This window comes from Rhizorhabdus histidinilytica (genome assembly GCF_900167915.1).
GTDB lineage: Bacteria > Pseudomonadota > Alphaproteobacteria > Sphingomonadales > Sphingomonadaceae > Rhizorhabdus > Rhizorhabdus histidinilytica.
Genome location: NZ_FUYM01000007.1, coordinates 1 through 14,178 on the forward strand (window position 1 = coordinate 1; position 14,178 = coordinate 14,178).

At 64.1% G+C, this 14,178-nt stretch carries 14 protein-coding genes; all 14 read left to right on the plus strand.

The window, feature by feature from the left end; all coding sequences use genetic code 11:
- Positions 1-559: 559 nt before the first annotated feature.
- The gene (locus B5X82_RS15610) at positions 560-2,581 is read left to right on the plus strand and encodes a conjugal transfer protein TraG (RefSeq protein ID WP_079649102.1); all 2,022 of its coding nucleotides are present in this window, start codon (positions 560-562) and stop codon (positions 2,579-2,581) included.
- 3 nt (positions 2,582-2,584) lie between these two features.
- Positions 2,585-2,983, plus strand: coding sequence for a CopG family transcriptional regulator (locus B5X82_RS15615; RefSeq protein WP_079649103.1), 399 nt, complete (start codon positions 2,585-2,587; stop codon positions 2,981-2,983).
- Entirely contained in the window at positions 2,980-3,972 is a 993-nt protein-coding gene (gene trbB / locus B5X82_RS15620) for a P-type conjugative transfer ATPase TrbB (protein ID WP_079649104.1), read from the plus strand. The genes B5X82_RS15615 and trbB overlap by 4 nt, the downstream gene beginning before the upstream one ends.
- On the plus strand, positions 3,972-4,304 hold the full coding sequence (locus B5X82_RS15625; RefSeq protein WP_139385126.1) for a TrbC/VirB2 family protein: 333 nt from the start codon (positions 3,972-3,974) through the stop codon (positions 4,302-4,304). The genes trbB and B5X82_RS15625 overlap by 1 nt, the downstream gene beginning before the upstream one ends.
- The gene (locus B5X82_RS15630; RefSeq protein ID WP_079649106.1) at positions 4,301-4,573 is read left to right on the plus strand and encodes a VirB3 family type IV secretion system protein; all 273 of its coding nucleotides are present in this window, start codon (positions 4,301-4,303) and stop codon (positions 4,571-4,573) included. Before B5X82_RS15625 ends, B5X82_RS15630 begins: the two co-directional genes overlap by 4 nt.
- Entirely contained in the window at positions 4,567-7,041 is a 2,475-nt protein-coding gene (gene trbE / locus B5X82_RS15635) for a conjugal transfer protein TrbE (protein WP_079649107.1), read from the plus strand. The genes B5X82_RS15630 and trbE overlap by 7 nt, the downstream gene beginning before the upstream one ends.
- On the plus strand, positions 7,038-7,769 hold the full coding sequence (gene trbJ, locus B5X82_RS15640) for a P-type conjugative transfer protein TrbJ (RefSeq protein WP_079649108.1): 732 nt from the start codon (positions 7,038-7,040) through the stop codon (positions 7,767-7,769). The genes trbE and trbJ overlap by 4 nt, the downstream gene beginning before the upstream one ends.
- Before the next feature lie 111 nt (positions 7,770-7,880).
- Positions 7,881-9,194 carry a P-type conjugative transfer protein TrbL gene (gene trbL, locus B5X82_RS15645; RefSeq protein ID WP_079649109.1) on the plus strand — a complete coding sequence of 438 codons (1,314 nt, stop codon included), beginning with the start codon at positions 7,881-7,883 and terminating at the stop codon, positions 9,192-9,194.
- Positions 9,195-9,198: 4 nt separating this feature from the next.
- On the plus strand, positions 9,199-10,011 hold the full coding sequence (gene trbF / locus B5X82_RS15650) for a conjugal transfer protein TrbF (protein ID WP_079649110.1): 813 nt from the start codon (positions 9,199-9,201) through the stop codon (positions 10,009-10,011).
- A 266-nt stretch (positions 10,012-10,277) separates the two neighbouring features.
- A complete protein-coding gene (trbG, locus tag B5X82_RS15655; RefSeq protein ID WP_446692750.1) occupies positions 10,278-10,985 on the plus strand; it encodes a P-type conjugative transfer protein TrbG in 708 nt (235 codons plus the stop codon).
- Positions 10,982-12,205, plus strand: a complete 1,224-nt coding sequence (locus tag B5X82_RS15660) for a TrbI/VirB10 family protein (protein WP_079649112.1) — start codon at positions 10,982-10,984, stop codon at positions 12,203-12,205. The genes trbG and B5X82_RS15660 overlap by 4 nt, the downstream gene beginning before the upstream one ends.
- Before the next feature lie 2 nt (positions 12,206-12,207).
- Complete coding sequence (locus B5X82_RS15665) at positions 12,208-12,426, plus strand: DUF2274 domain-containing protein (RefSeq protein ID WP_079649113.1); 219 nt, start codon at positions 12,208-12,210, stop codon at positions 12,424-12,426.
- 309 nt (positions 12,427-12,735) lie between these two features.
- Complete coding sequence (gene parS, locus B5X82_RS15670; protein WP_079649114.1) at positions 12,736-13,218, plus strand: type II RES/Xre toxin-antitoxin system antitoxin; 483 nt, start codon at positions 12,736-12,738, stop codon at positions 13,216-13,218.
- Positions 13,215-13,694 carry an RES family NAD+ phosphorylase gene (locus B5X82_RS15675; protein WP_079649116.1) on the plus strand — a complete coding sequence of 160 codons (480 nt, stop codon included), beginning with the start codon at positions 13,215-13,217 and terminating at the stop codon, positions 13,692-13,694. The genes parS and B5X82_RS15675 overlap by 4 nt, the downstream gene beginning before the upstream one ends.
- Positions 13,695-14,178 lie beyond the last annotated feature (484 nt).

Consider the following 14,178-nt stretch of genomic DNA (forward strand, 5'->3'; position numbering starts at 1 on the left):
GCTCGGCTCCGCTGCGCTGCGCCTCCCGCCCAGGCTGGCATCGGAAATGCGGATCAGCTAATCATGCAACCGGACCAATCATCGCGGGCAGTCCACACCTGCAAAACAGACCGCAGCTTCGAGGCTATGATCTACCTCGCCGCCGCCGTCATCAACTCACGATGAATCCCCACAGACCTTAGTCCGAATGTCAGCTTTCCAAATTTTTCTTTCTGAACCGGACTGGCTGCTCGCGGCCCGATAGCAGTCATACACTGATCCAGTGGTGAAGTCCGCTCTGACCCCATTGGTTGTCAGAACTCGGCGGTCTGGATCGTCCGACGTCTTGGGCAGTGCCTTAAGCGGAATCATGCGTTTCGAGTTCTGACAGCTCACCAAACACCGCAAAAAAACGACTCAGGAGTGTTCGTCAATCAAGTGCCGCACATCCGAATGTGCGTCTGAATGCCGTCGTGTCGGCAGAAATGCGGTTACCGTCGGCAGCCAAACGCTAACGCCTGAATACTCAAAGTGAGATTCTCATTCGGTCAGGACGAACCGTCCTTCCCGGAGCCAGAATGTGACCCCGACCAAGCTGCTGATAGGCCAGATTCTCGTGGTGCTCGCGATCGTCATCGCGGGCGTCTGGGCCGCGACCCAATGGGCGGCCGCGATGCTCGGCTACCAGCCACAGCTTGGATCGGCCTGGTTCATGCTGTTTCACACGCCGGTCTATCGGCCGTGGGCCATCTTTCCCTGGTGGTATCACTACGACGCCTATGCGCCGCACGTCTTCGACCGGGCGGGCGCATTAGCGGGTGCCAGTGGATTCATCGGGTGCGGGGCGGCTATTGCCGGATCGCTGTGGCGTGCGCGACAGTCGCGCCACGTCATCACCTATGGTTCGGCGCGCTGGGCCAGTACCCGTGAGATCGAACATGCCGGCCTTCTCAAGGATGCGGGCATATTCCTCGGTCGGTTTCGCGGGAACTATCTACGCCATGACGGCCCCGAGCATGTCATGGCATTCGCCCCGACCCGCTCGGGCAAGGGGGTAGGCCTTGTCGTCCCGACACTGCTGAGCTGGATCGGCTCGGCGGTCATCCACGACATCAAGGGCGAGAACTGGCAGCTCACCGCCGGCTGGCGCTCGCGCTTTTCCCACGTCCTGTTGTTCAATCCGACGGATCCCCGCTCCGCCAAATATAATCCGCTACTCGAGGTCAGGAAGGGCGAGCACGAGGTTCGCGACGTCCAGAACATCGCGGACATCCTGGTAGATCCCGAAGGCGCGCTCGAACGCCGCAACCATTGGGAGAAAACCTCTCACTCACTGCTGGTCGGCGCGATTCTCCATGTTCTCTATGCCGAGGAGGAAAAGACCCTCGCGCGTGTCGCCGCCTTCCTCTCGGATCCGCAGCGCCCGTTCGCCGCGACGCTGCGCCGGATGATGACCACCAACCATCTCGGCACGAAGGATGCGCCGATGGTCCATCCTGTCGTGGCATCGGCCGCGCGCGAGGCCCTCAACAAGTCGCCCAACGAGCGCTCGGGGGTGCTTTCGACGGCCATGTCGTTCCTCGGCCTCTATCGCGACCCGACCGTCGCGGACGTCACGTCGCGCTGTGACTGGCGGATCGCCGATCTGGTCGAGGCGCCGCGGCCGGTCTCGCTTTATCTAGTCATTCCACCATCCGACATCAGCCGCACCAAGCCGCTCGTGCGCCTGGTGCTCAATCAGATCGGTCGCCGCCTCACCGAAAAGCTGGACGCCGCCTCCGCCAGCGACCGCAAGCATAAGCTGCTGATGATGCTGGACGAGTTCCCGGCATTGGGCCGGCTCGATTTCTTCGAGACCAGCCTTGCCTTCATGGCCGGATATGGCGTTCGCGCCTTCCTGATCGCGCAGTCTCTCAACCAGATCGAGAAGGCTTATGGCGAGCATAATTCGATCCTCGATAACTGCCACGTCCGCGTCGCCTTTGCGACCAACGACGAGCGGACGGCGCGGCGTATCTCCGACGCGCTCGGCATCGCCACCGAGCAACGTGCGATGCGCAACTATGCCGGCCACCGGCTCGCGCCTTGGTTGGCGCACGTCATGGTCAGCCGCCAGGAGACCGCGCGGCCGCTGCTGACGCAGGGCGAGGTCATGCAGCTTCCGCCAGCCGATGAGCTGGTGCTCGTCTCGGGCATGGCGCCGATCCGGGCGAAGAAGCTGCGCTACTATGAGGACCGCAATTTCCGCGAGCGGCTGGCTTCGCCGCCGCAGCTCCTATCCGGCGCCTATGCCGACCGGCCGCAGGGCCGCCCCGACGACTGGAACGGCATGGTTCGCGCGCCAGACGATCGGCTTGCCGCAGGCGTGGACGGAGCGGGCGCAATCGATGACGAAGATGGCCTCCAGCAGCAGCGGCATCCCGGTCTCGAAGAAAAGACGACGAAAGCCGAGGCCCCTAAGCAGCTCGAGCTGCTCGATCTCGATCGCGATGAGCCTGACGCCTCCGCTGATCAGCGGGTGATGGACCGTGTGCGGACCTCGCTGATCCGTGCCGATGCCATGAACCAAGGTCGCGGTCATGACCTGCTGCCGGGGTTCTGAGCCATGAAGATCCGACAGAATCTCTATATCGACCGCGAACTGAGCGACACGCTTGAAGCACTCGCGATCCGGCCGGGCGGCAACAAGTCGCGGATCGTCAACGAGGCACTCGGCACCTGGCTGGCCCGTCGGGCGAGCAAGGACATCGACGACTTGCTGAAGGTCCGGCTCGACCGGATATCGCGCGAGATCGGAGCCTGCCGTCGAGACATCGAGGTCATGTTCGAGGCGTTGGCGCTGTTCGTTCGCTACCAGCTCACCGTCACCGCGCCGCTGCCCGAGGCCGATACGGCGGCGCTCGCCATCGGCAATGAACGGTTCGAGCGCTTCATCACCCAGCTCGGCCGCCAGATCGCCGGCGGCAAGCGCACGCTGGACGCCAGTGCCGAGGCGCGGCCATGAGCCAGGCGCTCTCCGCGGAACGCCGCCGCGCCATGCTGCGCAGCGCAATGGGGCCGGCGATTACAGCGGCTCTTTCGGACGCGAACGTCATCGAGATCATGGTCAACCCGGACGGCGCGCTACGCGTCGACCTTCTGGGCGAGGGGCGGGTCGATACCGAAATTCGCCTCGAAGCGGCGCAGGTGGAGCGAATCATCCGACTGGTCGCCAGCCATGCCCGCACCGAGGTCCATGCCGTCGCGCCGATCGTCTCCGCCGAATTGCCGCCCCATGGCGAAGGGGCGGGAGAGAGGTTCGAGGGCATCCTGCCGCCGGTCAGTCTCGCGCCGTGCTTCTCGATCCGCAAACCAGCGGCGAAGATCTATACACTGCTCGACTATGTGACTGATGGCATCATGCCGGCCGAGACCGCCCGGCTGCTCAGTCTGGCGGTGGTCGAGCGCAAGAACATCCTGATCGCGGGCGGCACCAGTTCGGGCAAGACGACGCTCGCCAATGCGCTGCTCGTCGAAATGGCACATCTGGACGAGCGGGTGATCCTGATCGAGGACACGCGCGAGCTGCAATGCGCAGCACCCGACGTCGTGGCGCTCCGCACCCGGACCGGCAGCGTCAGCATGGCCGATCTTGTCCGTTCGACGCTCCGGCTGCGGCCTGACCGGATCATTGTCGGCGAAGTCCGGGGCAAGGAAGCCCTCGACATGCTCAAGGCGTGGAACACCGGCCACCCCGGCGGCATCGCCACGGTCCATGCCAACTCAGGGCCTGCCGCGCTCTACCGGCTCGAGCAGCTCGTCCAGGAAATCGTCGTCACGGTGCCGCGCCGGCTGATCGCCGAGGCGATCGACATGATTGTGTTCATTTCCGGACGAGGTCTTGCACGCCGTGTCGACACGGTCATGCGCGTCGCCGGCCTCGATCCCGATGGTGGTTACGCGGTTCTTCCGCTGGCCCCGGGACGCCCTGTTTTCGAAGGAGATCAGCCATGATGCTTGGCCATATCCTCTCGCGCCGGTCGATCTTCCTGATCGGCGCCATGGTCGGTTTCGGTTTCATGCTTGCCGGCCGCGCCCGTGCGGCGGGATCGGGCATGCCCTGGGAGGAGCCGTTTCAGCTGGTGCTGGAATCGGTACAAGGACCAGTTGCCAAGATCATCGCGGTGATCATCATCATCTCGACCGGCCTGACACTCGCATTCGGGGAGACCGCTGGCGGTTTCCGGCGGCTCATCCAGATCATCTTCGGCCTCAGCATCGCCTTTGCGGCGAGCTCCTTCTTCCTCAGTTTCTTCAGTTTCGCGGGCGGGGCGCTGATCGCATGATCGGTGGCGGACATCATGTCGAAGGTTTCGAGGCGCCGATCCACCGCTCGCTGGTGGAACCCATCCTGCTCGCTGGCGCGCCCCGCATGATCGCGATCGTCAACGGCACGGTCGCGGCCGCGCTCGGTCTCGGCCTTCAGCAATGGATCGCCGGCATAGCGGTCTGGGCCTTGGGCCATAGCCTCGCGGTATTCGCAGCCAGGCGCGATCCCGACTTCGCGCCCGTGCTTGTCCGGCATCTTCGGCAGAAGGGACATCTCGCATGTTAGCCCTGCGCGAATATCGCGGCCGCGCCGACCGGCTTGCGGATCATCTGCCGTGGGCGGCGCTGGTCGCGCCCGGTGTGGTGCTGAACAAGGATGGCAGCTTCCAGCGTACATTCGGGTTTCGCGGTCCCGATCTCGACAGTGCGACCGAAGCCGAACTGGTCTCGGCCTGCGCGCGGGCCAACAATGTCCTGAAGCGCTTCGGTTCGGGCTGGGCACTCCATATCGAGGCGGAAAGGCGCGGAAGCCAAGGCTATCCGAAGAGCCGTTTCCCCGACGCCGCCTCCTGGCTGGTCGACGAGGAGCGCGGCGCGGGGTTCGAGAGTGCGGGCCAGCATTTCGAGAGCCACTATCATCTGACGCTCACCTTCCTGACCAGACCCGATCAGCAAGATACGGCTGGGCGCGCGCTGCTCGAACGCGGCGACGGCCGACAAGGCCGCGACTGGCATCAAGCGCTCGGCCAGTTCGTCGCCGAGACCGATCGCGCGCTCGACCTGTTCGCCGGTTTCATGCCCGAGATCCGCGCGCTCGACGATGCCGAAACGCTGACCTTCCTGCACGGCACCATCTCGACGCGGCGGCACGCCGTCGCGGTACCGGACACGCCCATGTATCTCGATGGCCTACTGGTCGACACGCCGCTGACTGGCGGGCTCGAGCCGGTGCTGGGGAGCGAGCATCTGCGCACGCTCACCATTCTCGGTTTCCCGAACCTCAGTCATCCTGGAATCCTCGACGCGCTCAATCATCAGGATTTCGGCTATCGTTGGGTCACGCGCTTCATCGCGCTCGACAGAACGCAAGCGACCAAGGCGCTGACCCGATTGCGCCGCCAATGGTTCAACAAGAGGAAGTCGATCACCGCGCTGCTGCGCGAGGTCATCTACAACCAGCCGACCCAGCTTCTCGACAGCGATGCCGACAACAAGATGGCGGACGCCGATCTAGCGCTGCAGGCGCTCGGGCAGGATCATGTCGCGTTCGGCTATCTGACCACGACGATCATCGTATCGGATCAGGATCGCGGCCGCGTCGAGGACAAGGTGCGTGCGGTCGAACGGATTATCAACGGGCTCGGCTTCACCTGCATCCGCGAGGGTGTGAACGCGGTGGAGGCATGGCTTTCGAGCTTGCCCGGCCAGACATATGCGAACGTCCGTCAACCGCTCGTCCACACGCTCAATCTCGCGCATCTGATGCCGCTATCGAGCGTGTGGGCGGGACCGTCATGCAATGCCCATCTCGACGGTCCGCCGCTCTTCCATGCGGAAACGAGCGGATCGACGCCATTCCGATACAGCACCCATGTCGGCGATGTCGGCCATGCGCTCATCGTGGGACCGACCGGAGCGGGCAAATCGGTGCTGCTCGCGCTGCTGGCGCTTCAGTTCAGACGTTACCCGGCCAGCCAGGTTTATATTTTCGACAAGGGCTTTTCCGCTCGCGCCGCGGTGCTGGCGATGGGCGGCGCGCACCATGCGCTCGGGCTTGGCGGCGAAGAGGACGGCCACGCCCATACGGGCGGCAGGGCGGTCGCCTTTCAGCCGCTTCGGCACATCGATCGCGTCGACGAGCGCGCGTGGGCCGCCGAGTGGATCGGCGCCCTGCTTGCCCATGAGAAGGTGCTGGTGACGCCGGACGTCAAGGAAGCCGTCTGGTCGGCGCTCACCAGTCTCGCGACCGCGCCGGTCGAAGAGCGCACACTGACCGGTCTGTCGTTGTTGTTGCAATCGGCGCCGCTGCGATCGGCACTCGCGCCCTATACGCTGGAAGGACCATTCGGCCGACTGCTCGATGCCGCCGAAGACGATCTCGCAATGGCCGACCTGCAATGCTTCGAGACCGAGGCGTTGATGGGGCAGGCGGGCGTGGTGGCACCCGTGCTCACCTATCTGTTCCACCGGCTCGAGGAACGCTTCACCGGCCGCCCGACGCTGCTCATTCTCGATGAAGCCTGGGTGTTCCTCGACCATCCATTGTTTGCGGCCCGCATCCGCGAATGGCTGAAGGTGCTGCGCAAACGCAATGTCGCTGTCGTGTTCGCCACGCAGAGCCTCGCGGATATCGCGGACTCGGGCGTAGCGCCCGCCATCATCGAGAGCTGTCCGCAACGGATATTCCTTCCGAACGATCGGGCGATCGAGCCGCAGAGCCGGGCCGCCTATGTGCGCTTCGGCCTCAATGCGCGGCAGATCGAGCTGATCAGCCGCGCCACGCCCAAGCGGCATTATTATCTGCAATCGGCGGCCGGGAACCGCTTGTTTGAACTGGGGCTCGGGCCGATCGCGCTCGCCCTGTGTGGTGCTTCCGATCCGGCAAGCCAGCAGCGTATCGATGCGATTCTCGCCGAACATGGTGCCGATGACTTTGCCGCCCGGTTTCTGCGCGCGGCCGGCCTCGAATGGGCCGCCGATCTCATCGCGCGCTTTCCCCCTTCCCAAGCCTTGGACGAAGGAGTTGTCCCATGAAGACCAGACTTATGTCTGTTGCTGTCTGCCGTCTCCTCACGGCAACTGCCGTGAGCATCGTCGGATTGCGGGCATCGCCTGCCGCCGCGATCCCGGTGTTCGATGCGAGCAACTACGCGCAGAACCTGCTGACTGCCGCGCGCACATTGGCCCAGATCAACAACCAGATCCAGTCGCTGCAGAACGAAGCCGACATGTTGCGCAACCAGGCGAGGAATCTTGGCCGGGTGGACTTTCCCGAACTCGACGCGTTGCGCCAGACCATCCAGCAGATCGATATGCTGATGGGCCGGGCGCGGGGGATCAGCTTCCGCTTGAATGGTCTCGACCAGCAGTTCCGCCAGCTTTATCCCAACGATCTCGACACCGCGCTCACAGCGGACGCGCAGGTGATGGCTGCCCGCAACCGGCTCGACATGGCGATGGCGGCCTACCGACAGACGATGAGTGTGCAGTCCCAGGTGGTCGCAAATGTCGCCTCCGACGCGCGCACCCTGGAAGTCCTGGCTACGCGCAGCCAAGGGGCCGAGGGCGCGCTGGCGGCGCAGCAGGCCACCAACCAGCTTCTCGCTCTCACCGCCAAGCAGCAGTTCCAGATCCAGAACCTGATGGCCGCGCAATATCGCGCCGAGACGATGGAGGCCGCGCGGCGGACACAGGCTCAGACCGACGCGCAGGCAACGACCAAGCGGTTCCTCGGCACCGGCCACGCTTACACCCCGCAATAGCGAGACCGGCCGCGGCTCGCCTTCTCCCCAGCCGCGGCCGCAGCCCGCGGGGTCTCTGCCCGCTCCCCCGGAGGCCCCGCGGCACCCTACGCCCGATCAGGAACAAGGCTCGTGGATAACCTCAACGTCATCGATCGTTTCTGCCAGGCATTCATCCGCTATATCGATGCGGGGTTCGGCCTGCTGGGTGGTGACGTCCATTTCCTGACCGCCACGCTGATCGGGATCGACATCACGCTCGCCGGCCTGTTCTGGGCGATGGGCGGCGAGGACGATGTTCTCGGGCGCTTCGTCAAGAAGATCCTCTACATCGGCGCGTTCGCGCTGATCCTCAACAGCTTCTCGACACTGGCCGACATCATCTTCAAGTCGTTTGCGCAGGCAGGGCTCACCGTCGGCGGCGGCTCGCTGTCGGCCGACGACCTTCTCAAGCCGGGACGGCTCGCTGGCACCGGTTTCTCGGCGGCCTGGCCGCTGCTTCAGCAGATATCCAAGCTGACCGGCTTCACGACTTTCTTCGACAATTTCCTCACGATCATCGTGCTGCTGATCGCCTGGGTGATCGTCATCGCGGCCTTCTTCATTCTCGCCGTGCAGATGTTCGTGACCATAATCGAGTTCAAGTTGACGAGCCTCGCCGGTTTCATCCTCGTGCCCTTCGCATTGTGGGGCCGGACCAGTTTCCTCGCCGAACGCGTGCTGGGCTCGGTCGTGACCTCCGGCATCAAGGTCATGGTGCTCGCCGTCATCGTCGGCATCGGCGCCAATTTCTTCGCCGAGTTTTCCGTCGCCTTGCAAGGCCAGGAACCCGACGTCGCGCAGGCGATGAGCCTGGTGCTCGCGAGTCTCGCATTGTTCGGGCTTGGCGTCTTTGGCCCCTCGATCGCGTCGGGGCTCGTCGCTGGCGCCCCTCAGCTCGGCGCCGGCTCGGCAGTCGCGACCACTGCGCTCGCCGCCGGCGGGTTCGCCATTGCAGGCGGTGCGGGCGTGGCCGCTACGCGCGGCCTGACCGCCGCCGGTCTCGGCGCGATCCGGGCTGGCACGACGATCGGATCGGCGGCATCGACCGCATGGCAGCTGGGCCAGGAAACGTCCGGCTCGGCATCCGTCGGTGCGGGCCTCGGCGGCATCGCCACCGCCGTTCGTGGTGCTGCCGCACAGCGGGCCGCCGGCATGACGAGCGGCATCCAGGCCGCCGCCGAGCGTGGCGAGCAGATGGCATGGCAGGCCGGCAGCACCACGCCGGCTGGGGCCGTCGGCGCTTCCACGGAAAGCGGCACCGAACCCGACGAGGCGCCCGTCTGGGCACAGCAGCTCCAATCCACGCAGACCGCGCGTCACCATCGCCAGATGGCGATCCATGCGCTCCATCAGGGGGAGCGTGGGGGCGCCAGCGCCACGCCCGATATCAAGGAAAAGGACTAATCCCATGCGATTCAAGCGTGCCGTCCAACGCTATGGGCGAACACCCGAACCCGAGACGCCCTATCAGCGGGCCGGTCAGCTTTGGGACGAACGGATCGGTTCGGCTCGCGTCCAGGCGAAGAACTGGCGGCTGATGGCATTCGGCGGGCTGTTCCTCACCACCGGACTTTCCGGCGCGTTGGTCTGGCAATCGATGCAGAGCCGCGTCGTGCCCTATGTGGTCGAGGTCGATAGCCTGGGCCAGGCACTGGCGGTCGCGCCGGCGACAAAGGATTTTAGGCCCACCGATCCGCAGATCGCGTGGTTCCTCGGCCGGTTCATCACCGACATCCGCTCGCGCTCGCTCGACCCGGTGCTGATGCGCGCCAATTGGCTGGAAGCCTATGATTTCGCGTCGCCACGCGGGAGCATCTTCCTCAGCGACTATGCACGGTCCGCCAATCCCTTCGCCGATGTGGGCGACACGACCGTCTCGGTACAGGTGACGAGCGTGGTGCGCGCATCGCCCACCTCCTTTCAGGTCAAATGGACGGAAAACAGGTTCGAGCGCGGGGCGGCGGCGGGAAGCTCTCGCTGGACCGCGATCCTGACCGTCAAGCTGAAGCCGCCGAAGGACGCCGACAGACTGAGGAGGAACCCGCTCGGGCTCTACGTCGATGCGCTCGACTGGAGCCGCGAGCTCGATGCGCCTGCCGACCGGCCGCGGCCGGCGCCGTCGCCGAGCGGGCCAGCTCAACCCGCCAATATCCCGCTCGGCTCGCCGCTCGATCCCAATCTTGGCCAGCCCGCGCAGCTCCAACTGGAGATTCGTCCATGAAATACACATTTGCAATGATGTCCGCATTCGCGGGCGCCACTTCCGCCTTCACCCAGACCCCTTCACAGGGCGCGCAGAGCAATGGCCCAGCGATATCTCCGCCCACAGCGCCGGTGATGTCGGCACCGGCACCTGATGTCCCGCCAACCATGGTCTCCATCGCGGCTCCGCCTGTTCCGCATCGCGGGGTCCCGCCATCCTCAGCCGAGCTGCGCGTCCGCGTCGCCAATCGAACGGCGACGCGGGAGCCGGAAGCCCATGCCTTCGTGAACGCCGTGCAGGTCTATCCGTTCAGCGACGGCGTGCTCTACCGGCTGTTCGCCGCGCCGGAGCGCGTGAGCGACATCGCCTTGCAGCCCGGCGAAACAATCGTCTCGGTCGCGGCCGGCGATACGGTGCGCTGGACGGTGGGCGACACGACCAGCGGTAATGGCGATGAGAAGCGCGCCCATATCCTCGTGAAGCCATTCTCGGCCGGACTTTCGACCAACCTGATCATCACGACCGATCGCCGGACCTATCACCTTGCCCTGGAGAGCACCTCGGCCACCGCAATGGTGTCGCTGTCGTGGACCTATCCGCAGGATGATCTGATCGCGATCCGCCAGCAGGCAGAGGCGCGGGCCGCCACGCCGATCGCCTCGGAGTTGACGGTGGAGAGCCTTCATTTCAATTATGTGATCACCGGCGACAATCCCACGTGGAGGCCGCTGCGCACGTTCGACGATGGACGGCAGACCTTCATCGAGTTCGGCCCGAACATCGCCGTAGGCGAGGCGCCGCCGCTGTTCGTGCTTGGGCCGACGGGCGATGCCGAGCTGGTCAACTATCGGATGTCAGGGCGCTTCTATGTGGTCGACCGGCTGTTCGGCGCGGCCGAACTGCGTCTCGGCGGCAAGAAGCAGTCCATCGTCCGCATCACCCGTATCGATCCCGAACGGCGGGAGCGACATCGGCAGGGGAGGGCGTCATGACCGATGCGCGGAGTTCGGCCAGCGCCGCGGTGCAGGACAAGCTCGATCCCGAAACGTTCGCGCTGCGCGCCCGTCCCGGTCGCGTCATGCAGTTCAGGCGCGGTGCGATCGTCGCGATTACCGGGCTCGGATCGGTCGCGATCGCCGGTGTCGTCTGGATGGCGTTGAAGCCCGCGAACGTCCGCATCGTTGCCGGGGGCGACGATCGTGCCGAGAGCCGTTCGTCGGCGCCACCCGAAGCGATCGCCAATGCGCCCAAAAGCTATGGTGACGTACCACAGCTAGGACCGCCACTTCCCGGCGATCTGGGGCGCCCGATCCTCGAGCATCAGCGGTCGTTGGGCGAGGCAATGCCGTCAGCGACGACTGATCAGGCGGTACAAGCCGCCGAAGCCGAGCGTCAGCGGATTATTGCCGAGCGCCAAGCCGCCCGCGAATCTGGCGTGATGATGCAGATCGCGGGGGCCAGCAGGACAGCGCCTGCCCGCGAAGCAGCCGTGGCGATCCCAGCCACTGCCGGCACATCGGGTGAGCGTCTCGCGCTCGATCCCGATCGTGATCCCGGTAGCCAGCGGCACAAGGCCGATTTCCTCAATCAAAAGGACGAAACCAGCGACATCAATCCGCACGCCCTGACCCCGTCAGCATCGCCTTATGTGGTGAGCGCGGGCACGGTGATCGCGGCGAGCCTGATCACCGGGCTCAACTCCGATCTGCCGGGACTCGTTACCGCACAGGTGACCGAGAATGTCTATGACACGGTGACGGGGCGCATACTCCTGATCCCGCAAGGAGCGCGGATGATCGGCGCCTATGACTCGGTGGTGGCGTTCGGGCAGAAGCGCGCCCTGGTCGTGTGGCAGCGGATCATCCTGCCTGACGGATCCTCGATCCGGCTCGACAATGTGCCGGCGACCGATACCGCCGGCTATGTCGGCTTGGCCGATGAGGTTGACCTGCACAGTTGGCAGCTCCTGAAGGGAGTGGCGCTCTCAACCTTGCTCGGCGTCGGCACCGAACTCAGCTTCGGCGATGAGAGCGATCTTGTTCGTGCGCTGCGCGAGTCGACCCAGCAAAGTGCGTCACGCGCCGGCGATCAGATCGTCATGAAGAATCTCGCCGTTCAGCCGACGATCCGGGTTCGACCCGGCTGGCCACTTCGGGTGGTGGTTCACAAGGACATCATATTCCCGCGGCCATGGCGAACAGCGAGGAGGTAATGATGGCCAACCTCAAGCTTCCCAAGCTGCCGGACCGTACACCGGTCAAGCTCACCATCACTATCTCACCCGAACTCAAAGCCGTGCTCGAGGCCTATGCAAGCGCCTATGAGGCGGCATACGGAGAGCGCGAGCCCATCGCCGAACTGATCCCCGCGATGCTCGTTGGTTTTCTTGCCAGCGACCGGAGCTTTTCGCGGGGCAGCAAGGAGCGACGGTGACGTGTCGTCCGCGCCGCGCCGATTTGTCTCTGATTTCATCACCGTGAGTGAGTTCGCGGAACTCGCCCGCATGTCGCGTCGATCCTTGGATCGGCTGCGGCAGCGGCGCCCCGATGGTTTCCCGACCGAATATGATTTTGGAACGGGGGAAGCGAAGCAGAGTCGGCAGCCTCGCTTCAAGCTTGAGGAGGTCCGAGCGTGGCTCGACTCGCGCGCACTCTGGTAGGGAGTGTCATGCATCAGGCCGACGCTTACGCTTATTGAAGAACTTGCTCATTTGGGCTATATGAATGCTCAAAGGAGCGAAATATGTCCCACGTTGCAGTCAAGCCTTCGAGCAAGAAGCTTGGAATGCGTGCCAGTCCGTTCGAATATCGGGAGATATTTCGCGCGTCCTCCGACGACCGTATCCGCCTGATTCGGAAGGGCGTTCCGGCGGCCAAGGTCAAACGGCTGATCAGCGATCTGCACTTCGAGCAGGGTTATCTGTTGAAGATGCTCAATCTGAAGACTTCGACGGTAAACCGGAAAGCTGCGCGCGACGAGGCTCTTTCGGCTGAGGAAAGCGAGCGAGTGCTGGGCATCGCGAAGCTGGTTGGCCAGCTTGAGGCGATGGTCGAAGAGTCTGGCGATCCGGAAGGCTTCGATGCGCCTGCCTGGCTCTCACAATGGCTCAGGCAGCCACTTTCCGCGTTCGGCGGCAGGAAACCGATCGAACTGCTCGATACGATCGAGGGGCAGTCACTCGTCGCCCAGGCGCTCAGTCGCATCCAGAGCGGAGCCTATGCGTGAGTCTATCGCTTTGGCGCATCGCGACCGACACCAAAGACTATGAGGCGGACGATCTCTCTGGAAAGGGAGCCGAGATCACCGGCGGGCGCTGGAACACCGTTGGCATTCCAATGGTCTACACGTCGCTGACTCGTGCGCTCGCCTGCCTCGAGACCATCGTTCACCTGAACGGGGGCGGCCTGCCGCTCAACCGTTATCTCGTCGAGGTCAGGATCGCGGATGATCTCTGGTCGGTGGCCGAAACGCAAACCGCGTCATCTCTCAAAGTTGGTTGGGATGCTGAGCCGGCGGGTCGTGCGAGCGTCGAGTACGGCAGCGATTGGGCGCGCAGCAACCGCTCGCTGTTACTGATCGTGCCGTCGGTGATCGTGCCCGAAGAAACCAATGTCCTGATCAACCCCCATCATCCTGAGGCGTCGCGCATCAGTGCCACGAAGGTGCGTCGATGGCTCTATGATGGACGTCTCAAGGCCTGATCTGTGTCGGATCCTGTGTCGTTGACTGGAGGCAGCTGATCCAGTAAAGTTAAGAAATCAGCGGTTTTTCGCTGATTTTCCGCCGCGCTATTCGGCCGGGGATTCGGAATCATAATCCGCGTGTCGGGGGTTCAAGTCCCTCCTCCGCTACCATCGCAAATCTCAGCAAAAACCTCGCATTTTCGCCAGTTTCGTGGCCCTTGAGACGCGGAGATTTGCCCAATTCCGTACCGTGTCGGTTGGCCACATTTAGGCCTATCTAGACCTCTCTTGTGAACGAGTTTGTGAACTGATTTCGTCGTCTTTCATGCCGAGATTCGGATGAGAATACGGGACTTCACCCCTGCAGCGCTTGCCGCAATGACCTGTGGCAGGGGTGAGCGCGTCGCTCAGGGGAAGTGCGATGTCCTCGGAAGCGCCCAGACCCTGACATGGTCGTTGTTGGGCATGTTCAGGTCAACCTTGGAATAGTCCCCCAGGATGG